This window comes from Corynebacterium testudinoris (assembly GCF_001021045.1).
GTDB lineage: Bacteria > Actinomycetota > Actinomycetes > Mycobacteriales > Mycobacteriaceae > Corynebacterium > Corynebacterium testudinoris.
In genome coordinates, this window is record NZ_CP011545.1 from 2,140,625 (window position 1) to 2,161,579 (window position 20,955).

The window sequence follows — 20,955 nt, forward strand, 5'->3', positions numbered from 1 at the left end:
GCGCACTCGGTGGGGCTAGTCCGATGCCGCCGTCGTGTCGGTGATCACGCGGATCTGGGTGATGTCAGAGCGCAGGGCATCCTCGGAGTATTCGATCTTGGCGCCGTCGGCGGTCTCGGCGACGCGGGAGATGCGCAGCAAGGGCAAGTTCCGGGAGATGCGCAGTTTGTCCTGCTCCCATCCGGAGGCGATGCCCGGGGTGATGGTCTCGGATTTCCGGGCCGGATAGAGGTCCCACTTGCTGCGGAGGAGTTCGTAGAGCGACTCGGAAAGGTCTTCGTCGAGCATGCCGGGAACGAGGGCGGCTGGGAAGAAGGAGATTTCGATGAACATCGGGGTGCCATCGACGCTCCGCAGGCGGGAGACGCGGAAGACGGGCTCCCCCACGTCGAGGTCGAGGTAGTTCGCCACGGCCGGGGTGGCTGATTCGAGCGTCTTTTCCAGGACGACCGAGGTGACGGTTAGTCCGCGTTCGCGCAGCTGGGGCATGAGGCCCTCGATGCGGGTGAGGTCCAGGACCGGGGGGATTCCCCGGACGAAGGTGCCTCCGGTGCGCCCGCGGCGGCGGTCAATGAGGCCTTCTAGCTGGAGGATGTCCAAAGCGTGACGCACGGTCATGCGGGCTACCCCGAACTCGTCGACAAGTTCTCGCTCCGCGGGGAGGCGATCGCCCGGAAGGAGCTGACCGCGTTCGATGCGACCACGCAGTTGGTCTGCGATCATCACGTACGCGGGGGGACGTCTGGAGAGGATGTTCACTAGGCCTACATTAGCTAATTCATATCCTCTAACGCATATGGGGGCCGGGTTATATTAAGCTTTGACGCACAAAACCACCCCTCACCTCCCCTTTCTACCTGCGATTGGCCAGCTCTACTCGGGGTCGCACGGCGACATCAGTGAGTTGGGTCGATTCGCCGGCGTCAACAACCAGCCGCACGGCCTTGGCTACCTCGCTGGGGTCAATGTAAAACTCGGGGCGGTAGTCGGTGCCCGTTTGCGCCATGAGTGCGGCGAGCATGGGGGTGTCGGTGGGGCCTGGCGCGACCGTCGATACGCGGATGCCCGCCAACGCTTCAGCGGTGCGCAGTCCGTCGGCCACCGCATAGAGGGCATGTTTGGTGGCGGCGTAGACGACATTGTCGGGGAAGGCGCCACGGCCGGCGCCGGAGTTGATGAAGACGACGGTGCCGCGCGCGGCCCGCAACGCCGGAAGCAGGCAGCGAGTGAGCTCCGCCGGGACAACGACGTTGACGTCCATCAGGGTGCGCCAGTCGGCGACCCGGGCGCTTTCCACGCTGTGGCGGTGGGCGATCGCGGCGGCGTGGACAAGGACGTCGACGCTGGTGAGGTACAGCAACGGCTGGAGGGCGCTGGACTGCTCACTCGGGGCGTCAAGAAGGTCGTGGACGAGATCGGTCGACACAGCGGTGACGTTCTTCCAGGCGCCGAGCTCCGCCAACGCCTCATCGTTGCGCCCGAGGGCGTAGACGTGGTGGGTGCGGACGAGGTCGGCCACAATCTCCCGGCCCATTCCCCCGGTCGCGCCGGTGACGATCGCTACAGGCTTAGTCATACCTGCAGCTTAACCGTGTTTAGCGGCCCAACGCACGCACCGCGTCCAAGGCGGCATCCACATCTGCCAGCAGATCCTCAATGTCCTCAATGCCGATGGAAATGCGCACGAGATCGCGGGGCACCTCCAGCTGCGAGCCCGCGGCGGATTGGTGAGTCATTGTGGCGGGGTGCTCGAGGAGCGACTCGACGCCGCCGAGGGATTCCGCCAGACAAATGAGGGAGGTGTTCACGCAGAACGTGCGGGCCGCCTCTTCGGACTGGAACCGCACCGAGATCATCCCGCCGAAACGCTTCATCTGCGTTTTCGCCACCTCATGGCCGGGGTGAGATTCCAGACCCGGGTACAAGACGCTGGACACGACATCGGCGGCGTCCAGGTGCGCAGCGACGGCCTCGGCGTTATCGCAGTGGCGGTCCATGCGCACCGCCAGGGTCTTGATCCCGCGGGCAGTGAGGTAAGCGTCGAAGACCGAGGGGATCGGGCCCACCCCACCCTGGAACCACAGCAGCTGCTCATCGAAGGCGGCGTCGTTGGTAACCACTGCCCCACCGACGACATCGGAATGCCCGCCGAGGTATTTCGTCGTGGAGTGAAGGACATGATCGGCGCCCAGCGCGAGGGGCTGCTGCAGGTAGGGGGAGGCGAAGGTGTTGTCGACCACCAGCGCGGCGCTGCCCTTGATGGCGGCAACAGCGGCGATGTCCGTGACTGAGAGCGCCGGGTTGGACGGGGTCTCCAGCCAGATGAGCTTGGTGTTGTCCTGCAGGGCGGCCTCGACGGCGGCGACGTCGGTCGTGTCCACCACGGTGTACTCCACGCCCCATGCCCCGTAGGCCTCGTCGATGAGCCGCCAGGTTCCGCCGTAGGCGTCATGGCCCAGGATGAGGTGGTCGCCGGGGCGCAGCAGGATGCGCAGGATGACGTCGGTGGCGGCCATGCCGGAGGAAAATGCGCGGCCGTGGCTGGCCCCCTCCAGGGCGGCGATGGTCTTTTCCAGCGCGTCGATGGTCGGGTTGCCGCAGCGGGTGTATTCGAAGCCGCCACGCAGCTCGTTGAGTCCGTTCTGGGCAAACGTCGTCGAGGCGTAAATCGGGGTGTTGATCGAGCCGAAGAGGCTATCGGGATCGTAGCCGGCGTGGATCGAGGCGGTTGAGAAACCGTTGGTCATGTCGGTTCGTCCCTCTCTATGGTGGTCGACCTTAGTGGTCAATGGGGCGGGCAAACTGACCGCAACTATAGACCAAGCGGTTCACTCGGGGCGAACCTGCAGACGTACTTATATTCACGGACCCCTCGGCAAAGCGAGCCCCACCTCCCCGCGCTACCCTCGAAGGCGGATGACTATGGAAACAACACTGAATACCCTAAGCACCTGGTGGAACGAGCCGGCGACGCAATCGTGGCTGATTGAAAAACCGCTGCATATTCTCCTCACCATCATCGTGGCCTCCGTCGCGCACTGGCTGCTGCGGCGGCTCATCGATCGGCTCGCGCGCCACAATGCGACCACGCCGATCTCCTTGCCCAGAATCGCGGGCACGCTGACCCGTCGCTCGCGGGAGGCCGATGATTCCTCCGCCCAGGCCGAGGCGATGCGCCAAACTCAGGAAGCCCGGCGCGTCACCCGCATCCGCACCCTGGCTGATGTGGGTAAATCGGCTGCCGCGATCCTCGTGTGGTCGTGGGCGATTTTGGCCATCCTCTCCACGTTGGGCGTCAACGTCGCCCCGATCATTGCGTCGGCGGGCGTGGTGGGCGTCGCCCTGGGCTTTGGCGCACAATCGCTGGTCAAGGACTTTCTCTCCGGCATTTTCATGCTGCTGGAGGACCAATATGGGGTGGGCGATACCGTCGATGTGGGCAATGGCATCACCGGCGAGGTGGAGGAGGTCACCCTCCGCGTGACCACGTTGCGCGATATCGATGGCACCCTGTGGTACGTGCGCAATGGCGAGATCCTGCGCGTGGGTAACTTCTCCGACGAGTACTCCATCGCCCGCATTCAGGTCCCGATTGGCCTGTCCAACGACACGGATAAGGCGGCGGAGGTGATCCTCGAATCGGCGAAGAAAGCGGTGGCAGACCCCGCGATCTCCAACTTTGTTCTGGGCGAGCCCACGTTCAACGGCATCACCGATGTCGCCCCCGATCACCTCAGTCTGCGGCTGTCGGTGAAGACCTTGCCCGCGAAGCAGTGGACCGTGCAGCGTCGCCTGCTCAGTCAGGCGCTGGCCGATATGCAGGCCGCCGGGATTACCACCCCGTACCCGCACGGGGTCGGCGGCTTTAAGGTGGAGCCATGAGTGAATCGCTTTATGATGCCGTCGGTGGCGACGCCACCTTCACCCGCCTGGCCGCAGGCTTCTACGCGCAGGTGCGCACCGATGACATCCTCGGCCCGATGTACCCCGAGGATGATTGGGAAGGCGCGGAGAATCGCCTCAAGTGGTTCCTCGCCCAGTATTGGGGTGGGCCGACGACCTTCAATGAGCAGCGCGGCGCGCCGATGCTGCGGCGCCGGCACCATGAGTTCCCCGTCGACCGGGCCGCGGCGATTCGGTGGCTCGATCTCATGGAGAATTCGCTAGCCCAGATCGATGAGGAGACCATTCCGCCGGCCCACCGGCATGCGATCTGGGATCACATGCAGCGGGTGGCGGCGATGCTGATTAATCAGCCAGATCCGGGAACACCGCCCGCACGGGCTCACTGATCAATCGTCCCCCCTCGGTCATCAGCCCCGGCGCAAGGCCGGGATGCTTATCGACGGCCCCCTTAACCCCCAGCGATGCGATCGCCCGGACGTACGGCAGGGTCGCCGAGGTCAACGCGCGGGTGGAGGTGTTGGCCACCGCACCGGGCATGTTAGGCACGCAGTAGAACAAGGTCTCCCCCACCCGGAAGGTGGGCTCCTCGTGGGAGGTCTTGCGCGAAGACTCGAAGCAGCCACCCTGGTCGATGGCGACGTCCACCAGCACGGCCCCGCTCTTCATGCGGTCAACGAGGCTATCGGGGACCAACGTCGGCGCTTTAGCACCTGCGACTAGGACGGCGCCGATGACCAGATCGGCGTCGAGTAGCTCAGCCTCGATGGTGAGCTGATCTGAAATGATCGTGCGAACGTTGCCGTGGTAGATGTCATCGAAGCGGGCGAGCACGCCCGGGTCCAGGTCGAGGACGGTGACCGAGGCCCGCAGACCCTGGGCGATCGCGACTGCCGACGCCCCCACCTGCCCACCACCGAGCACCACCACCTTCGCCGGGGACGTACCCGGCACGCCACCGAGCAAGACTCCCCGCCCGCCCTTCGGGCTCATGAGGTGGTGGGCGCCTTCCTGCACTGCGAGGCGGCCCGCGACCTGACTCATCGGCGTGAGCAGGGGAAGCCCGCCGCGGGGATCCGTCACCGTCTCATACGCCAAGGCCGTGGTGCCGGCGTTGAGCAGCGCCTCCGTCACCGACCGCGAGGAAGCAAGGTGCAGGTAGGTGAACAGGATCAGGTCCTCGCGCAGCAAGGGAAACTCCTGCTCCAGCGGCTCCTTCACCTTGAGCACCATCTCCGCGTCGCCCCAGACCTCCTCCGCGGTGGGCACTATCCGCGCCCCCTTGGCCGCATACTCCTCGTCCCGGAACGAGCTTCCTAGCCCCGCTCCTTGTTGGACGATAACGTCATGCCCCTCTGCCACCAGGGTGCCGGCTGCAGAGGGACTGAGGGCCACGCGGCCCTCGCTGTTCATCACTTCTTGTGGAATACCGATGCGCATAACTCCTCACAGTACTGAAGGATCCCGACACGTGGCTTGGCACACATTGCCCGACAACTGAGAGCCGCCTTGCTGAGCGGATGTGAGGAAACTGCCTTAGCATGACAACAATGACACGCCAGCGCAGTCCGCTCATCGAGGTCATCGGGAGTTTCGGGCTCCTCGGCATCACGGCCTTCGGCGGGCCGACGGCGCACCTGGGGTACTTCCGGGAGGAGTTCGTCGCGCGCCGGAAGTGGCTAAGCGAGCAGGCCTACGCAGAGGTCGTTGCCTTGGCGCAGTTCCTCCCGGGCCCGGCGTCCTCGCAGGTGGGGATGGCCCTGGGCTACCATCGCGCTGGCTGGGCCGGGATGATGGCGGCGTGGTTGATGTTTACTCTGCCCTCCGCGATTGCGTTGGGCGCCTTCGGCCTGTTCCTAACGGCGGGCGATGCACAGCAGGGGTGGATTGGGGGTTTGCTCGCCGCGGCGGTCGCGGTTGTTTTCCATGCCGTCAGCGGGATGGCGAAGGCCATGGCATCGACCGGCGCCACGGCCACGATCGCCGTGGTAGCGGGCATCATCGTGCTCGCCGTGCCGGGATCGTGGACTCACCTGGTGGTGATCATCGGCGCGGGGCTCCTCGGCGTGCTGGTGCTGCCCGCTGATCCCGCCACGGACTCCGAGGACATGGGGCTACGGCCGGTGAGCCTACGCGCCGCCGCCGTCGCCCTCGGCCTGTTCATCGCTCTGTTCGCCGCCGCTGCGTCTCTCGGTGGCCGCGCCGCCGCCTACTTCCACGCCGGTTCCCTGGTGTTCGGCGGCGGCCACGTCGTCCTACCCCTGTTGGAACGGTTGACGGTGGCTACCGGGTGGATTGACCAGGCAGAATTCCTCGCCGGGTACTCGGCAGCGCAGGCGGTGCCGGGGCCGCTGTTCACCTTCGCGGCCTACCTGGGGGCGGTCGATCGCGGGGTCGCGGGAGCCGTCGTGGCGACGGTTGCCATTTTCGCCCCGACAGCACTGCTCATGATCGGCGGGATGCACTTCTGGGGTCGCATGCGCCACCTCAACGGTGTCCGCAAGGCTGTCGGCGCCATCAATGCCGCCGTCGTTGGCCTGCTCGGTGCCGCACTGTGGGACCCGGTGATCACCCACGGCATCACTGGCACCGCGAGCCTTGCCATCGCCGCTGGCTGCTGGTTGGGATTGGCGGTGTGGAAGCTCCCGCCGTGGCTGGTAGCCGCGGGAGCGGCGCTGGCGGGCGCTGCCCTGCTTTAGAACAGCGACAGTGAGGTGGACCGGTAGACGGATCCAAAGGGGGCGTCGATACGCACCCACCGCCCAGTGGTGGATACCCGCAGGTGGCGGGGAATATCGATCGGGGCGGAAAAGCCCGGAATGAGGCCAAGCGAGGTGCAGGCGAAGATCATCCGCATGGGAATGTCGACGGTACCGTCGAGGGTGATCACCGCCTGGTCGAGCAGGCTGGCGGGCGGCCCGAGGGGGCCGGAAAACTGGCGGGCGAGAGCTTGGCCTTTGTCGGCCAATTCACGCACCACCTGCACCGGAAGCGTATCGACGATCGCGAAACCCGACGCCGGCGGCAACGCGCCAGGCCAGTTCGGGTCCCTGGCGGGACCAATCGTCTCGGAATCGGCGTGAAGGGCATCGAGCAAGTCCGTCGCAGCGACGACCGCGCCATCGCGCGAGGCTCTACCAGTGATGCGCCTAGACGCAACGACCTGGAAAGGAGTGGTGATGAAGACATCGACCGACTGCTCATCGAGCTGACGGAAGCGGGCGGAGGCGGAGGCGTCGAGGCCGACGGCGCGATCAACGAGTGACCGCAACCCCGGCCGACCATCGACAACCTGCAACGACTCCGTTGTCACTTGTCGGATTCACCCGGTTCGAGCTGATCCACATCGGGCGAACGAGTGAGGATCTTGACTTCCTTCTCCGTGATCGACCGCGGACGCTCAGTGTTCATATCAACCGCAACCTGCACGCATTCCACGATGCAGGCGACGCGACCCTGGCGGTCCTTGATCTCCTGGCGAGTGGTGAAAGACGTGTTACCGATCTCCACCACCTGGGTCTCAATGACCAGCTCCGTGGTGTCCGGCAAGACCGGGCGCAAGTAATCAACATCCAAGTGGCGGACGAAAACCGCGAAGTCATGCCCCCGCGCCGTGAATTCATCCTCGGCGAACTTTAGGCGCGCCTCCTGGGCGACCTCCACGTAGTTCGCGTTCATGATGTGACCGTAGCGGTCGAAATCAGACCACCGGACCGGAACCGTAGTGATATGAAGTGGAGAGTTATCGTCAGCGGTCATTCCGTACATACGGGCGCTCGTTCCTTTCTGGCGTACACGGGGTCAGTGCAGCGAATTGTCCGTGTTTGTCCTCGTCCAATCTATACCTCTCGCCCGCGTTCCGGCACATAGCGGCGCTTAGCGAGTCAGCTTTCGGTGGGTCACGCGCGACGGACGAGCAGCGTCGGCACCGAGGCGCTCGACCTTGTTCTTCTCGTAGTCACCGAAGTTGCCCTCGAACCAGAACCACTGCCCCTCAGCCACATTGCCTTCCCAGGCGAGGATGTGAGTACAGGTGCGATCCAGGAACCAACGGTCGTGGGAAATGACCACGGCGCAGCCCGGGAACTTCTGCAGAGCGTTTTCCAAAGAACCGAGCGTTTCCACGTCGAGGTCGTTGGTCGGCTCATCGAGGAGGATGAGGTTGCCGCCCTGCTTGAGCGTCAGCGCCAGGTTGAGGCGGTTGCGCTCACCACCGGAGAGAACCTTGGACGGCTTCTGCTGGTCCGGGCCCTTGAAACCGAAGGCGGAGAGGTAGGCACGGGACGGCATTTCGTTCTGTCCGACGATGATGTAATCGAGCCCATCGGACACGATCTCCCAGACCGTCTTCTCCGGGTCGAGGTTCTCGCGGTTCTGGTCAACGTAGGACAGCTTGACGGTCTCGCCGACCTCGACGGCACCGGCATCGGGCTGTTCCAAACCAACGATCGTCTTAAACAGCGTCGACTTACCCACGCCGTTCGGGCCGATGACGCCGACGATGCCGTTGCGCGGCAAAGTGAAAGACAGGTCCTTGATGAGCACGCGGCCATCAAAGCCCTTCTCCAGCTCCTTAACCTCCACGACCTTGTTGCCCAGACGCGGCGGGGTCGGGATCTGGATCTCTTCGAAGTCGAGCTTCTTGTACTTCTCGGCCTCAGCAGCCATCTCCTCGTAGCGCTCCAGGCGAGCCTTGTTCTTCGACTGGCGGGCCTTCGGGGACGAACGAACCCAGGCGAGCTCCTCCTTGAGGCGCTTCTGCAGCTTCTGGTCCTTCTTGCCGGACACCTCGAGGCGCTCGGCCTTCTTCTCCAGGTAGGTGGAGTAGTTACCCTCGTAGGGGTAGAGCTTGCCGCGGTCGACCTCACAGATCCAGCCGGCAACGTGATCGAGGAAGTAACGATCGTGGGTGACGGCAAGGACGGCGCCCTTGTAATCAGCCAGGTGCTTCTCCAGCCACAGCACCGACTCGGCGTCAAGGTGGTTGGTCGGCTCATCGAGCAGGAGCAGATCAGGCTCGGAGAGCAGCAGCTTAGCCAGGGCGACGCGGCGGCGCTCACCACCGGAAAGATGGGTGACCGGCTCATCCGACGGCGGGCAGCGCAGAGCCTCCATGGCCTGCTCAATCTTGGAGTCAACCTCCCACGCATCGGCGGCATCCAGGTCTTCCTGGAGCTTGCCCATTTCATCCATGAGCTCGTCGGTGTAGTTGGTCGCCATTTCCTCGGCGATCTCCTCGAAGCGCTTCTTCTTCTCGAAGATATCGCCCAGGCCCTCTTCCACGTTCTCGCGGACGGTCTTTTCCTCATTGAGCGGCGGCTCCTGCATGAGGATGCCCACGGTGGCACCCGGGTCGAGGAAAGCCTCGCCGTTGGAGGGCTGATCCAGACCGGCCATGATCTTCAGGATCGAGGATTTACCGGCACCGTTCGGGCCGACGACACCGATCTTGGCGCCCGGGTAGAAGGCCATCGTGACATTGTCCAAGATGACCTTGTCACCGATGGCCTTGCGCACGTTCTTCATCGTGTAGATGAACTCGGACATTGTTCCCCTTATGTGTTGCTTGTTGGCACTGCTGGCGCGCAATGCTCAGACGTCACGCACAAGGGTACATGACCTCCCCGGCCCGGCTAGAAGGGAGGCTCACCCGTTCCTTCCTCCGTGCCGTCGCCCACCGAAGCGGCCGCCGGGGTCGGCGGGGTCGGCGGCGCTTCCGCGGGAGGGTTGGCCGGCTGCTCGGTGGTATCTCCCTGATCGGCCACGATGGCGTCATAGAGCGTGTCCGCAGTCTTGGCGTCAGGCAAACCTACGTTGATGAGGTTCTTCTCCGCATTGTCCACCTTCATGGAGCCGATGATGTACTTGTTGAGATCCAGGCCCACGCTGATGGCGCGCATGAGGGTCTTGGAGCGCTTCTGGTTGTGCTCATCTACCCACTGGTCAGTGATCAACATGCCGTGAACGATGACGGGCATGCCCTTGGCCAGGGACTTTTTGCAGTTGATGGCCAGTGGTCCCCAGGCATCAACGCTCAGGTACATCTGGTCAATGTCGATCCAGTTGTTGTCTTTGTCCTGCACGCGGCGACTAGAGGCGATGCGGAGGCTGCATTTCTGGGCGCCGGAGCGCTCGAAGCGTTGCAATTTGGGGTCGTGGGTGAGGTTGCCGATGATGGTGGTGGTCGTATGAGCCATGGTGAATGGTCCCCCTTGGTGGTGTGTTTGTCCTGGCACCTCCCAGGGTGACAGGACGGGAGGACGGTGACCACGGGGGCGTCGATAAGCTGTGGATAACCGCTCCGGGCCGGGTGGAGTTATCCACAGAATTCGCTCCTAAGGCGATGGGGGCTTGCGCAGCTCATCGTCGGTGGCGTAGCGGCCGGTGTTCATCTGGGCGAGCATCTCGTTGTAGGCCTCGAAATCATCGTCCTCACCAGCGTCAACCCGCCGATCATACTCAGTCTCAATGACCCGATCCTCGCGGCGCCATTCGAAGAAGAGAATGAGGAACACCAGGCCGAGGGGGAAGGACCCCGACGCCCAGCCAATACCGCCGCCCACGCGCTGATCCTCCAGCAGATTGAGCTCCCACGGCAGGCCCAAGGACATGTAAAAGTCATAGCCCATGATGGTGGTCAACTGCATGAGATAAATGCCGGCGAACAGGTGGAACGGCATGGAACCCACCAGCCACGCGAGACGGATCGCGGCGGGGCGCTGGACCGGCAGCGGGTCCTTGCCCACGACCTCCCAGAAGTAGAGGTAGCCGGAAATCAGGAAGACCCAGTTCATGATGAGGTGGCCGGCGTGCTCGGAAATCATCACCTCATACAGCGGGATGATGAGGTAGAGGATGTAGAAGAAGAAAAGGAACTGCGCGAGGTTGACCACTGGGTGGCTGACAAATCGCAGCAGCGGCGATTGCGTGTAGGCGTAGACGATGTCGTGCGCGCTGGGCTGGCCAGGCTCCCCGGAGGCGTAGGCCTTCATGATCAGGGTGAGCGGGCAGCCGAGCGCCAGGAAGAGCGGCACAACCATGGACAAGATCATGTGCACGATCATGTGGATGGAATACGCCGCGCCCATGTTCATGCCCAGCCCGGAACTCATGGTCACCAGCAGCGTCAACGTGCCCAGCAGCCAAAACACGGTGCGGGTGGTGCTCCACGATCCGCCCGCGCAGCGCACCCGCCACACGCCGTAGAGGTAACCGGCGGTGAGCAGGATCGCGATGGTGCCGAACATGACATCAAAACGCCACATCGTGAACACATTGAAGAAGGACGGCTTCTCGTAGAGATCAAAACCGAGCTGCGTCGCCATGTTCGACAGATTGGGATTGCGCGGCGGGGGCGGCGGGGTGCGGCCCATCGTGATGGCCACGCCGGTGATCGCGGCCATAACAATCATCTCGACAATGGCGAAGCGCATGAACAACGCGGGCTTGCTATCCAGCTGCGGGATGGTCACCCGGCGGTGCACCCAACCGAACAGCCCGAGGACCACGACGCCGATAGTCTTGACGATGAGAATCGTGCCATACGTCGAAGTCAGCCAATCCGACCATTCCACCCGAATCGCGGCATTGATAAGGCCCGACACCGCCATAACGATGACCGACATGAACGCCACATTGGAATAGCGGCGCAGCCCCGTGCCCAAGTACGGGCCGAGGCGGCGGCCGTGCGCGATGAGCGCCATGAGCCCACCGACCCACACCATCATGAACACGAGGTGCCACAGGTAGGAGTTCGTGCCCCAATCATGGTCACCGCCGGACGCCGAATGCCCCTCCAGGCCCAGCGGAACGACCATGACAATCGCGCCCATAAACAACGGCAATTGGCTGACCCACGAACGGAAGAACAACCCCGCCACGCCCACAACCAGCGCAATCGCTGCGACAACTGCCCAAGCGCGGGCAGTCGCGACCTGCTCGATGGCCAACGACCAGCTGGCCACGTCGAGGGTTCTGGCGAAGGGGGTACCGGAAACATCGGAAAGCACCAACGGGATCATCAGCAGTGCAACGAGGCCGAAACACAACGCCGACACCGCGCCCGTCCGCGCCGCCAAGTGCCCATCAACCGAGAGCTTCGCCCGCACAAGCTGCGAATTATCGTTGCCCGGAATGGACGGCGCCATATAAAACGACGAGAACATGAAGGAGCCCACCGACAGCGCCGCCAGCATCCACCCCACCGCCCGGAAAAACGGCAGCCCCACCGTCGTGATCCGCCCCGGATCCGGAATACCCAGCGCCGCGAGCGAGCCCGCGAGGAAACCATAGGAAATCGTCGCGCCCACCGCACCGGCCACCGCAAAGAAAAGCAGGTAGAGCGGCCACGTCGGCCGCGCCTTTGCAGCCTTCGTTGCGCTGCCTATTTGCGTTATTTGCGCCCGCCCGTTCCCCACCACATCCTGATCTGCCATGCGACCTACCCTAATCACCTTATGACCTAAGTCATAGCCAGCGTGAAACTGGTCACTAGCTGGGAACTTTTCTGCTTCCGGCGGATCGTGCGCTAAACTCTTTTCCGCACAGCCCCCATAGCTCAGTGGATTAGAGCATCCGGTTTCTACCCGGCTGGTCGCGGGTTCGAGTCCTGCTGGGGGCACCATGTCATGTCTCGAGACATAGTTCCTACTATGGCTCGGGGCATAACCTTTTTTGTGCGGGTTCACGTGGGTCGAATCTGGTCGATGCGGCGGGAGCAACGGAACTCCCCCACGGCCGAGTCATGCTGCCTCCCGACTACCCCAGCCATCGGAGCTGCCAATGGCAGTGTTCTTCACCGTTCTTCACCTTGCTGATCCGAGCTGTAAGACTGCTATCGACTGACCTCGACGCTTCCGTGGCGTCCCTCGAGTTTCGTCCCCACTGCGAGTTCGTGGTGGGTGGAACGGTGTTAGGGAATCAGACACTGCTGGGGGCGCTCAAAGCCGCCATGGCCTACCTACAAGGATTCTCTAGAATACGTCAGGCCCTTTCGCGTTTCCGCAGGTCGCAGCAAATTGGTTTTTACATCCTAGAGAATCCATGTAGATCGCGACTTCCTGATCACGACCGGAACCCGAACCCCGCGATCTGGCCCTGTGGCACAGCACACATTTCCGGGCGTAGAATCGCGTGGGCCTTCGCTCCCGAAGGTCCCCGATCCCTCAAGCTAGGAGCCTTCGACCATGGCACGCACCGGCAGCCCCATCTGGATTGACCTTGGTACCCACGACATCGATGGGTCCGTCTCCTTCTATTCACAAGTGTTCGGCTGGGATGTTCCCGAGGGTGCGGCGGAGTTCGGTGGATATCGCATCGCTACCAAGAATGGCGTTCCCGTCGGCGGCATGATGAGTTCGCTCATGGGTCCCGATGGCCCGCTCGAGGAGCCGGAGTACCCGACCGCGTGGACCGTCTACCTGGCGGTGGAGGATTGCGCGGCAGCTGTGGCGGCTGCGGAGAAGGCCGGTGCGACCGTCGTTGTTCCGGCGATGGAGGTCGGTGAGCTGGGATCGATGGCCATTCTCTTCGATCCTGCCGGCGCCGGGGTGGGGTTCTGGGAGGCCAAGGAATTCCCCGGCCTTGCCTTCAACGGCCAGCCGGGCACGCCCGTGTGGTTTGAGCAGATGAGCAAGGACTTCCAGGCTGCTGCGGATTTCTATCAGGAGGCTCTCGGGTGGAACCTCGCCTACATGGGTGAGGATGGTCAGCCGGTTGACTCGCCCCCGACCTCAGGCATCCGCTACGCCACCAACGGCGCAGGTGAGGAGGCTTCGGCGGGGCTCTGCGAGGCCGACAGCTTCCTCCCGGCCGAGGTTCCCAGCTACTGGCGCGCGTACATCGGTGTCTCAGACACCGATGCCACGGCCGCCCAGATCGTTGAGCTCGGTGGTGCGGTCCTGGACGGTCCGATGGACTCTCCCTTCGGTCGCGTGGCGACGGTCGCGGACCCCCAAGGTGGCACCTTCCAGATCGTCAGCGTCGAAGGCTAAAGCACCATCGCTGCGATGAAACCGGAGATGAGCAGCGGGATGTTGAAGTGGATGAACGTCGGGATGACCGAATCCCGGATGTGATCGTGCTGGCCGTCGGCGTTGAGGCCCGATGTCGGGCCCAACGTGGAGTCCGATGCCGGGGAACCGGCATCGCCGAGGGCGCCGGCGGTGCCGATGATGGCGACCGTCGCAACGGGTGAGAAACCCAGGGCCAGGCAGAGCGGGACGTAGATGGTGGCGATGATCGGGAGCGTCGAGAAGCTGGAACCAATACCCATGGTGACGATGAGCCCGACGATGAGCATCGCCATCGCCGCGGCTGCCTTGTTCCCGGCGAACATCTCCGCCGAGGTATTGACCAGGGACTCCACTTCTCCGGTGGCGCTCATAACAGCGGCGAAGCCCTGTGCAGTGATCATGATGAAGCCGATGAGCGCCATCATCCGCATTCCGGAGGTGAAGATGTCATCCGCCTGATTCCACCGCACTGCGCCGGTTCCCATGAAGATAGCCAGGCCGGTCAGGGCGCCGATGAGCAGCGAATTCGCCTCCGAGCCGCTGACCTGCATGACCACCTGGATAACGAAGGTGGCGATGATCGCGATAATCGCAACCGTCACCCGGTAGCGAGAAATCTCCTCCTCGTGGGTCTCCGTGCCGCCAATGATCGGCTTGTCGGCGTAGATGCGCGGCTTGCGGTACGTGAAAAACACCGCGATGAGCAGACCCACAATCATGCCCATCGCCGGGATAGCCATCGTGGAAATGATGTTAATTCCGCTGGTATCCATGCCCGCGCGCTCAATATTGCCAAGCAAAATATCATTGAGGAAGATATTGCCGAAGCCCACCGGAATCCACATGTACGTAGTGACCAGGCCAAACGTCAGCACGCAAGCAATGAGACGACGGTCAATCTTCAACCGATTAAAGATCGCCAGCAGCGGCGGAATGATCAGCGGAATAAACGCAATATGCACCGGGATAAGATTCTGGCTCATGATCGACATCGCCAAAATACCGGCGACCATGCCCCACTTCGTCATCGCCACCAGGGACTTCTTCCCCGACTCCGAACTGACATCAAGCTTATTAATCAACCAATTGGCCAACAGCGCTGGTAGCCCGGAACTCGCCACCGCCATCGCGAAGGCACCCAGCAGGGCGTAACTCAGCGCAATCTGTGCACCGCCCGACAGCCCGTCCTGGAAAGCGACCATCGTCCCCTCCAGGCCCAGACCGCCCAGGAGGCCACCCACGAGGGCACCGATGAACAGGGCCAGGACCACATGGACCCTGGACACAGCGAGGATGAGCATCACGAGGACGGCTATGAGGACGGCATTCATGCGACTCACTATAAAACCAGGCCGCCCCCACGGTGCGCTTTTGATCCGGAGGGTTAGGGCGTAGGGGTAATTTTCGTCATTTCTTCGTCATCCCGTCGAACGGCCGAGCTAAGAACAGCGGGCAATGTCTGTGCGGCACCCTAACCTCGGTGGTAATGAACAACGAGCTACTTCCTGGAATAGACCGCTACGCCGCGGCCGAGGCCGCCCTGCTCCGCCATGCCGACGATGCGGACTGGGCTTACCGTGCCTCTATCAGCATGGGATACGGCGAGTACCGAAACGGCGTGGAAGACCTGCTAGACATGTTCGACCGCAAGCAAGTCACTCCTGTCCCACACGACGTCATCGAGAACGCTCGCAAAGTGCTCACCAACCCCGACGAGTGGTGCGACGACGAGATCGCGAAAGCCAACCGCGTGCTGGACAAGGTTGCGGCACTCGGTGAGGGCGCCACGGACGAAGTTGGGCCGAGCACCTAAGCTGGCTACCAAGAAATCGCCATTGGTGAGCAGTGTTAGACAGACAGGAATTCGTATGCCCCTCCCCTCCCCTAGCTCGACATCCCGCGCGCTCGTGACCGGCGCCAGCCAGGGCATCGGCAAGGCGATGGCGCGTGACCTGGCATCGATGGGTCACAGCTTGATCATCGTCGCCCGCCGCGACGCGGTGCTGCGTGAACTCGCCGCCGAGTTGGAGAACCGCCACGGCGTCACGGTGGAGGTCGTTGCGTGCGACTTGAGCAAGCACCATGAGGTCACTCGCCTCATTGAGCTTATCGACGCCCGCGAGGTCTCCATCCTCATCAATTCCGCCGGCATTGCGTCGTTCGGGCCCCTGCTAAAGCAGGATTGGAACTACGAGGTCGATCAGTTCAACCTCAATGCGACGGCAGTCCACCGCCTGACGCATGCGGTGCTCAAGGGGATGGCGGAGCGTAAGGATGGCGCGATCTGCAACGTCGGGTCTGCGGCAGGCAACGTGCCGATCCCGAACAATGCCACCTACGTTTTCACGAAGGCGGGCGTCAACGCCTTCACCGAAGCCCTGCACTACGAGTTGAAGCCATTGGGCATTCATTGCACTCTGCTGGCCCCTGGGCCAGTCCGGGAGGCTGTGGTGCCTGATGAGGAAAAATCGATCGTCGATAAGGTTGTTCCGGATTTTCTGTGGACGACTTACGAATCGTGCTCGCGTGAGACCCTCGAAGCGATGTCGAAGAACCAGCGGCGCGTCGTGCCCGGCCCGCTGAGCAAGGCGATGAACGCTGTCTCCAAGGTAGCGCCGACGGGGCTGCTCGCGCCGCTCATGGGGCATTTCTACGCAAAGATGGGAAACTGACATGACCACACCCGCCAAGAATGACCGCCTCGTCTGGGTCGATCTGGAGATGACGGGCCTCGACGTGCATCGCCACGTCATCGTCGAAGTCGCAGCGCTGGTCACCGACGCCGACCTCAACATACTCGGCGAAGGCGTCGATCTCGTCGTCCACGCCACCGAGGAAGAGCTGGCGCACATGGATGATTTCGTCACCACCATGCACAACAACTCCGGCCTCACCGCCCAAATCCGCGAGTCGACCGTCACCATGAAAGAGGCCGAGGACGCGGTCCTCGACCTCATCGCGACCCACTGCTCCCCCGAACATCCCGCCCCGCTGGCCGGCAATTCCATCGCCACCGACCGCATGTTCATCCGCGAACAAATGCCGCGTCTCGACGCCGCCCTCCACTACCGCATGGTCGACGTTTCCTCCATCAAAGAACTCGCCCGCCGCTGGTACCCCAAGGCCTACTTCAACCAGCCCACCAAGGGCCTCGCCCACCGCGCGCTTGCCGACATCGTCGAATCCATCCGCGAACTCGACTACTACCGACGCTCCATCTTCGTCGACCTCCCCGGCCCCACCTCCGACGAAGCCTCCACCGAAGCCAACGCCGCTACCGAGTCCTACCAGCAGTTTTTGTAAAATCAGCTCTGTGCGTTAATCTTGATCACGCTGCAATTGCGCAGCGATGGTGGCTGTAGTTCAGCTGGTAGAGCACCAGGTTGTGATCCTGGGTGTCGCGGGTTCGAGCCCCGTCAGCCACCCAAAAGTAGGAGCAGTCCGCGGTTCGTTATTCATTTAACTTGCCGCGGACTGCTTCGTTGTTTCTTCGGTGGGATCTGGGGGTTGTGGGGCAAGATGGGCGTCATGATCTTTGACAACCTCATCCTCTTTGCTGCGCTGGTCCTCACCGTGTTGATCGTTGTTGGAGTGTATCGGTCCGTCCTTCCGCGGCGAGGAAATCAGGAAAGCACCACGTTTCCATGGTTCTGGGTCACCTTCCCCGTGACCGTCTTCGCAGCCCTCGTGACTGTTTTCCGCCTAGTTCCGCAGGCACCAATGCAATCCGACTTCGGGTGGACGATGTACGCCCCACTGACCGATCCAGTCGGCTACAGCTTTGCGAGCCTGCTCAGCACGATTATCTGGACTGTCATTTTCGTGGTGGGATCGGTTGCTTCCGTGGTTGCTTGGAAGCGGGGGCGTGTTTAGCCACGCAGGAAGAGTTTTCGCTTCCTGACGTCGGGCTTTCGACTCCCGTTGGTACCATTCCAGACGATCGAAAATGTGTGTCATCCATGGTCACCACGCCACCTGGATCGAACCAAAAGTGCAGCAAATCCCGCTTCCCAGCTACCTCAATTTGGGAGGGTGCCCAGCGAAACCCAAGGCAATGTCATGGGCGGCTGTTAAGCTCAGTCTCGCCGCCGAAAGGATGCACCAGGCGACCACACCGGCGAGAAGGAGAGCCCCATGGATGATGCACGCGACGTGCCCGATAAGGATGAAACCTTTGGCGCGGAAGCTGAGGAAGGCAGTCAGAGCAACTCCGACGCGATTGATCTTCCAACTTCCACCACCCTCATCGAGGTCTCACCCGGCGTAGCAGTGGTTTTCGGCGAGATTCCCCCTGGCCTTGAACTCATTAGCCTCGACATGATTCCTTTTATCGACCGATCCCAGCTATCTACTGCTCTGGGTTCCCTCGGGAATTCTGTCACAATTGCTGGAAACCTTGGAGAAGCTGCAGTTGGAGCACAAGGTCTGTTTCGCGTCAACGATGCGACTTTGACTCTGCTGAAGAGTGGCGGAGAAATGGCGGCGAAAGATGGCGCCAAGCTTGGGGCGATCCTCCGAAATGGAGAGATTGTTGCACAAGCCCGTTTCATTCCAGTCGCGTTAACTCCTGCTGCTGCCCTAGCAGCCATAGGACCAGCTGTGGCAATGATTGCAGTCCAAATGCAGATCAGCGAGGTTTCCAGCCTCGTTCAATCTAATATCCAGCTGACAGCCAAGACGCTTAAAACTATGCGAAACAAGCAGTGGGCGGAGTTAGAAGGTCTAGTCAAGTCCGTAAATCGGGCCATGAAGGAAGCTTGCGAGCTCGATGCCGTGACCAATTCAGTATGGGAGCCCATCGCCTCCATTGGATCTGAAATCGACCAACAAGTAGACCTGTACCGCAAGAATGTTAAAGATCACATCGAGGAGCTAGGAAAACTTGGCGACCACGCTCGCAGCGAGTACCTCCAGTATAATGCGGAAGCTATCTTTTTTGACACCTACGCCCTGCTCAGAACGCTAAAAGTCTATGCGGAGTACCAGGCCCTCCGAGCTGCGATGACAAAAAAGAGAATTATCAATGACGAGAGTGAAGTAAAGCTCTTGGAAATGATCACTCGGGAACTTCCAGCCGAGATCGAAGAGTCCCTCCAGGAAATCCGACAACTTACAAATTCATTAGTCCGCGAGCTACGAAAGATCGCCGAACTTCCCGGTCGCGCAACTCTTCCACTCACGAAAAAGCGGAAGGGAGCCAAGATTTCCAAGCTAACCTGTCAAGAGCTCCTAGATACAATTGGCCCGTTGGCTGCTATTCTCCAGCCGGAGGCCCAAATACCAGCTGCCCCTGATGCCGTGTGCGCACCAGAGGACTTCGATCTCGGCCCATATCTGCATGCTCTAAGTTTCTCTCTTGAAGACGGAGAGACACTTCTCAGCGTGGCCTTCCCGTATGAAGTAGGTAAATCTAACTCCGCTGGTGTAACCTCAAAAATTCTCGATAGAAGAGTCGATGCTTCCTGGGACGCACTCACACCCGGTTTAGCCCGCCCGATCAAGGAAAAGGTCGCATCGAGCACCTTTGTGGCGGTTACCGACAGGCGAATCATTACCGCTATCCCGGAGAACCTCTTGAAACTTGGTGACCTTAGCTCAGTTTACCCATTGGACGCAGTTCAATATGTGCGAGGCCATACCCAGCAGGAAAGCAGCGCCCGTCGCCAGATCGACGTTCTTACAGAGAAGGGTGACCTGCACTGGATGTTCCCCGACGATGCGAACACCGAGGACATCGAGAACTTGGTTTCAGTTCTGTCCGGCAGGGCATCCCGTGCAGGGCATGATCCGGCCGCAATTGAGAAGAGCTCAACACCGGACCTAGCAGTGGACTCTTAGCCTCACTTGGGCTTGCTGCTGGAACCTGCGCTTCAAGATTAGCCGGCCCGGACACGCGATTTCTGTCAGTTGCCCCGTCGCAAGAAGGATTCGCACTATTGAGCCATCGTCTCGCTCCAGATCGGCAGCGGGGCCACTCAATAACTATCGTTTCCAGCTAGATCAGGGTCATGCCACACTCAACCCGTATTCTTATTTTAGATGAAGGCATCTGCCTGGCCCACCGGAGGAGCGAACCATGAGTTTGCCATACCTTTCCACAGATGCGATCGCAACGTATCTTGGTTTCACCAACCACACCGTTAACGCACGGATCGCAGACATGGGCCCGCGCGCCCACAAGATCGGCTGTTTGCGGAACTGTCAACCATGGAGGCCGCCGACTGCTGGGCCCGAATCGGAGCGGCAGTCAGCGACGCTTCCCGCGCAAGCGAGGGTTCCTTCCGTGACTATTGCAAAAGAAAGGATGCAAAGCAATGAGTAACAGCGAGACAGAACGCTTGGTCAAGTCCAAGCAGCGCGTTGTCGACCACGGCGAAGTCTTCACCCCCACGTGGATGGTTGAGGACATGCTCGACCTGGTCCAGGAGGAAACTGAGCGCATCGACTCGCGAGTTCTGGAACCCGCCTGCGGATCGGGAAACTTCTTGGTTCCTGTCCTCACCCGCAAACTCTTAACCGTGGCAAATAAGCATGGCAAAAACGACTTCGAAAAGCGTCACTACGCCCTGTTCGCATTGATGTGTATCTATGGAATTGAATTGCTGCCTGACAACGCTCAGGAGTGCCGGGACAACCTAATGACCTTGTTCAATACCTTTCTTGGCATCGATACGGACGACGAGTGGGCCCGAGCAGCCCGAGCCATCCTCGCGGTCAATATCGTACGGGGTGACGCGCTCACCATGACGACGCCCAATGGGGCTAGAATCATGTTCGCCGAATGGGGTTACCTGGGCAAGGGAAAGTTCCAGCGCCGCGACTTCCGCTACGATGAGCTGACGAAGCGCTCCACGTGGGAGTCTGAAGGATCTCTGTTCGAGGACATGGGAGCCGACCTCTTCGCACCGCAGACGACCTATCCAACGATGACGGTAGCGGACCTGGCGGGGCAGGTGGACTCCGAATGAGTCTAACTCGGGCCCCGTTCGCACTGCGCGGACACAACCCAGACGTGCTGACCTGTATTGCAAACCTATCG

At 61.6% G+C, this 20,955-nt stretch carries 20 protein-coding genes and 2 tRNA genes; 12 read left to right on the plus strand and 10 right to left on the minus strand.

Going from position 1 to position 20,955, the window contains the following annotated elements; translation table 11 throughout:
• Nucleotides 1-15: 15 nt before the first annotated feature.
• The 3 genes from CTEST_RS10275 to CTEST_RS10285 all read right to left on the minus strand — a co-directional run bounded on the left by CTEST_RS10275 (nucleotide 16) and on the right by CTEST_RS10285 (nucleotide 2,747).
• Complete coding sequence (locus CTEST_RS10275; RefSeq protein ID WP_052844374.1) at nucleotides 16-723, minus strand: GntR family transcriptional regulator; 708 nt, start codon at nucleotides 721-723, stop codon at nucleotides 16-18.
• Between the two features lie 130 nt (nucleotides 724-853).
• Nucleotides 854-1,576: an SDR family oxidoreductase gene (locus CTEST_RS10280; protein ID WP_047253655.1), complete on the minus strand. Its 723-nt coding sequence runs from the start codon at nucleotides 1,574-1,576 to the stop codon at nucleotides 854-856.
• 19 nt (nucleotides 1,577-1,595) lie between these two features.
• On the minus strand, nucleotides 1,596-2,747 hold the full coding sequence (locus CTEST_RS10285) for a cystathionine gamma-synthase (RefSeq protein ID WP_083985563.1): 1,152 nt from the start codon (nucleotides 2,745-2,747) through the stop codon (nucleotides 1,596-1,598).
• 175 nt (nucleotides 2,748-2,922) lie between these two features.
• On the opposite strand from CTEST_RS10285, the gene CTEST_RS10290 reads away from it, so the two are divergent.
• Both CTEST_RS10290 and CTEST_RS10295 read left to right on the plus strand, forming a co-directional pair.
• On the plus strand, nucleotides 2,923-3,882 hold the full coding sequence (locus CTEST_RS10290) for a mechanosensitive ion channel family protein (RefSeq protein ID WP_236686084.1): 960 nt from the start codon (nucleotides 2,923-2,925) through the stop codon (nucleotides 3,880-3,882).
• The gene (locus CTEST_RS10295) at nucleotides 3,879-4,292 is read left to right on the plus strand and encodes a globin domain-containing protein (RefSeq protein WP_047253658.1); all 414 of its coding nucleotides are present in this window, start codon (nucleotides 3,879-3,881) and stop codon (nucleotides 4,290-4,292) included. Before CTEST_RS10290 ends, CTEST_RS10295 begins: the two co-directional genes overlap by 4 nt.
• On the opposite strand, the gene ald is transcribed toward CTEST_RS10295, so the two are convergent.
• Nucleotides 4,249-5,343 carry an alanine dehydrogenase gene (gene ald / locus CTEST_RS10300; RefSeq protein ID WP_047253659.1) on the minus strand — a complete coding sequence of 365 codons (1,095 nt, stop codon included), beginning with the start codon at nucleotides 5,341-5,343 and terminating at the stop codon, nucleotides 4,249-4,251. The two genes, CTEST_RS10295 and ald, sit on opposite strands and share 44 nt — an antisense overlap.
• A gap of 110 nt (nucleotides 5,344-5,453) precedes the next feature.
• On the opposite strand from ald, the gene chrA reads away from it, so the two are divergent.
• Nucleotides 5,454-6,602: a chromate efflux transporter gene (gene chrA, locus CTEST_RS10305; protein WP_047253660.1), complete on the plus strand. Its 1,149-nt coding sequence runs from the start codon at nucleotides 5,454-5,456 to the stop codon at nucleotides 6,600-6,602.
• Here the strand turns inward: chrA and CTEST_RS10310 are convergent.
• The 5 genes from CTEST_RS10310 to CTEST_RS10330 all read right to left on the minus strand — a co-directional run bounded on the left by CTEST_RS10310 (nucleotide 6,599) and on the right by CTEST_RS10330 (nucleotide 12,338).
• Nucleotides 6,599-7,216: a hypothetical protein gene (locus tag CTEST_RS10310; RefSeq protein WP_047253661.1), complete on the minus strand. Its 618-nt coding sequence runs from the start codon at nucleotides 7,214-7,216 to the stop codon at nucleotides 6,599-6,601. The two genes, chrA and CTEST_RS10310, sit on opposite strands and share 4 nt — an antisense overlap.
• Nucleotides 7,213-7,662 carry an acyl-CoA thioesterase gene (locus CTEST_RS10315; protein ID WP_047254403.1) on the minus strand — a complete coding sequence of 150 codons (450 nt, stop codon included), beginning with the start codon at nucleotides 7,660-7,662 and terminating at the stop codon, nucleotides 7,213-7,215. The genes CTEST_RS10310 and CTEST_RS10315 overlap by 4 nt, the downstream gene beginning before the upstream one ends.
• Nucleotides 7,663-7,779: 117 nt before the next feature.
• A complete protein-coding gene (gene ettA / locus CTEST_RS10320; RefSeq protein ID WP_047253662.1) occupies nucleotides 7,780-9,450 on the minus strand; it encodes an energy-dependent translational throttle protein EttA in 1,671 nt (556 codons plus the stop codon).
• Between the two features lie 86 nt (nucleotides 9,451-9,536).
• Nucleotides 9,537-10,100 (minus strand): single-stranded DNA-binding protein, encoded by a 564-nt coding sequence (locus tag CTEST_RS13135; RefSeq protein ID WP_052844375.1) that lies wholly within the window; start codon nucleotides 10,098-10,100, stop codon nucleotides 9,537-9,539.
• Between the two features lie 138 nt (nucleotides 10,101-10,238).
• A complete protein-coding gene (locus CTEST_RS10330) occupies nucleotides 10,239-12,338 on the minus strand; it encodes a cytochrome c oxidase assembly protein (protein WP_083985564.1) in 2,100 nt (699 codons plus the stop codon).
• Nucleotides 12,339-12,449: 111 nt separating this feature from the next.
• On the opposite strand from CTEST_RS10330, the gene CTEST_RS10335 reads away from it, so the two are divergent.
• Nucleotides 12,450-12,526: transfer RNA gene (locus tag CTEST_RS10335), tRNA-Arg, on the plus strand.
• A 562-nt stretch (nucleotides 12,527-13,088) separates the two neighbouring features.
• Nucleotides 13,089-13,895 carry a VOC family protein gene (locus CTEST_RS10340; protein ID WP_047253663.1) on the plus strand — a complete coding sequence of 269 codons (807 nt, stop codon included), beginning with the start codon at nucleotides 13,089-13,091 and terminating at the stop codon, nucleotides 13,893-13,895.
• On the opposite strand, the gene CTEST_RS10345 is transcribed toward CTEST_RS10340, so the two are convergent.
• The gene (locus CTEST_RS10345; RefSeq protein ID WP_047253664.1) at nucleotides 13,892-15,247 is read right to left on the minus strand and encodes a Na+/H+ antiporter family protein; all 1,356 of its coding nucleotides are present in this window, start codon (nucleotides 15,245-15,247) and stop codon (nucleotides 13,892-13,894) included. The two genes, CTEST_RS10340 and CTEST_RS10345, sit on opposite strands and share 4 nt — an antisense overlap.
• A gap of 155 nt (nucleotides 15,248-15,402) precedes the next feature.
• On the opposite strand from CTEST_RS10345, the gene CTEST_RS10350 reads away from it, so the two are divergent.
• The 7 genes from CTEST_RS10350 (at nucleotide 15,403) to CTEST_RS10380 (ending at nucleotide 20,884) form a co-directional block, all read left to right on the plus strand.
• Nucleotides 15,403-15,729 carry a hypothetical protein gene (locus tag CTEST_RS10350; protein WP_047253665.1) on the plus strand — a complete coding sequence of 109 codons (327 nt, stop codon included), beginning with the start codon at nucleotides 15,403-15,405 and terminating at the stop codon, nucleotides 15,727-15,729.
• Nucleotides 15,730-15,784: 55 nt separating this feature from the next.
• Nucleotides 15,785-16,588, plus strand: a complete 804-nt coding sequence (gene cmrA, locus CTEST_RS10355; protein WP_047253666.1) for a mycolate reductase — start codon at nucleotides 15,785-15,787, stop codon at nucleotides 16,586-16,588.
• Nucleotide 16,589: 1 nt separating this feature from the next.
• Nucleotides 16,590-17,219 (plus strand): oligoribonuclease, encoded by a 630-nt coding sequence (gene orn, locus CTEST_RS10360; RefSeq protein WP_047253667.1) that lies wholly within the window; start codon nucleotides 16,590-16,592, stop codon nucleotides 17,217-17,219.
• A gap of 49 nt (nucleotides 17,220-17,268) precedes the next feature.
• Nucleotides 17,269-17,341: transfer RNA gene (locus tag CTEST_RS10365), tRNA-His, on the plus strand.
• A gap of 103 nt (nucleotides 17,342-17,444) precedes the next feature.
• On the plus strand, nucleotides 17,445-17,789 hold the full coding sequence (locus CTEST_RS10370; RefSeq protein WP_144413269.1) for a hypothetical protein: 345 nt from the start codon (nucleotides 17,445-17,447) through the stop codon (nucleotides 17,787-17,789).
• Nucleotides 17,790-18,050: 261 nt separating this feature from the next.
• The gene (locus CTEST_RS10375) at nucleotides 18,051-19,754 is read left to right on the plus strand and encodes a hypothetical protein (RefSeq protein WP_047253669.1); all 1,704 of its coding nucleotides are present in this window, start codon (nucleotides 18,051-18,053) and stop codon (nucleotides 19,752-19,754) included.
• Nucleotides 19,755-20,230: 476 nt separating this feature from the next.
• Nucleotides 20,231-20,884: an N-6 DNA methylase gene (locus tag CTEST_RS10380; protein WP_047253670.1), complete on the plus strand. Its 654-nt coding sequence runs from the start codon at nucleotides 20,231-20,233 to the stop codon at nucleotides 20,882-20,884.
• The last annotated feature ends 71 nt before the right edge of the window (nucleotides 20,885-20,955 follow it).

Coding starts and splice junctions, on each gene's coding strand:
- CTEST_RS10380 (WP_047253670.1), top strand. CDS start 20,231: ATGAGTAACAGCGAGACAGAACGCTTGGTCAAGTCCAAGCAGCGCGTT.
- CTEST_RS10375 (WP_047253669.1), top strand. CDS start 18,051: ATGGATGATGCACGCGACGTGCCCGATAAGGATGAAACCTTTGGCGCG.
- CTEST_RS10290 (WP_236686084.1), top strand. CDS start 2,923: ATGGAAACAACACTGAATACCCTAAGCACCTGGTGGAACGAGCCGGCG.
- CTEST_RS10330 (WP_083985564.1), bottom strand. CDS start 12,338: ATGGCAGATCAGGATGTGGTGGGGAACGGGCGGGCGCAAATAACGCAA.
- CTEST_RS10295 (WP_047253658.1), top strand. CDS start 3,879: ATGAGTGAATCGCTTTATGATGCCGTCGGTGGCGACGCCACCTTCACC.
- orn (WP_047253667.1), top strand. CDS start 16,590: ATGACCACACCCGCCAAGAATGACCGCCTCGTCTGGGTCGATCTGGAG.
- CTEST_RS10280 (WP_047253655.1), bottom strand. CDS start 1,576: ATGACTAAGCCTGTAGCGATCGTCACCGGCGCGACCGGGGGAATGGGC.
- ettA (WP_047253662.1), bottom strand. CDS start 9,450: ATGTCCGAGTTCATCTACACGATGAAGAACGTGCGCAAGGCCATCGGT.
- CTEST_RS10345 (WP_047253664.1), bottom strand. CDS start 15,247: ATGAATGCCGTCCTCATAGCCGTCCTCGTGATGCTCATCCTCGCTGTG.
- cmrA (WP_047253666.1), top strand. CDS start 15,785: ATGCCCCTCCCCTCCCCTAGCTCGACATCCCGCGCGCTCGTGACCGGC.
- CTEST_RS13135 (WP_052844375.1), bottom strand. CDS start 10,100: ATGGCTCATACGACCACCACCATCATCGGCAACCTCACCCACGACCCC.
- chrA (WP_047253660.1), top strand. CDS start 5,454: ATGACACGCCAGCGCAGTCCGCTCATCGAGGTCATCGGGAGTTTCGGG.
- CTEST_RS10350 (WP_047253665.1), top strand. CDS start 15,403: ATGAACAACGAGCTACTTCCTGGAATAGACCGCTACGCCGCGGCCGAG.
- CTEST_RS10315 (WP_047254403.1), bottom strand. CDS start 7,662: ATGACCGCTGACGATAACTCTCCACTTCATATCACTACGGTTCCGGTC.
- ald (WP_047253659.1), bottom strand. CDS start 5,343: ATGCGCATCGGTATTCCACAAGAAGTGATGAACAGCGAGGGCCGCGTG.
- CTEST_RS10370 (WP_144413269.1), top strand. CDS start 17,445: ATGATCTTTGACAACCTCATCCTCTTTGCTGCGCTGGTCCTCACCGTG.
- CTEST_RS10275 (WP_052844374.1), bottom strand. CDS start 723: ATGATCGCAGACCAACTGCGTGGTCGCATCGAACGCGGTCAGCTCCTT.
- CTEST_RS10340 (WP_047253663.1), top strand. CDS start 13,089: ATGGCACGCACCGGCAGCCCCATCTGGATTGACCTTGGTACCCACGAC.
- CTEST_RS10285 (WP_083985563.1), bottom strand. CDS start 2,747: ATGACCAACGGTTTCTCAACCGCCTCGATCCACGCCGGCTACGATCCC.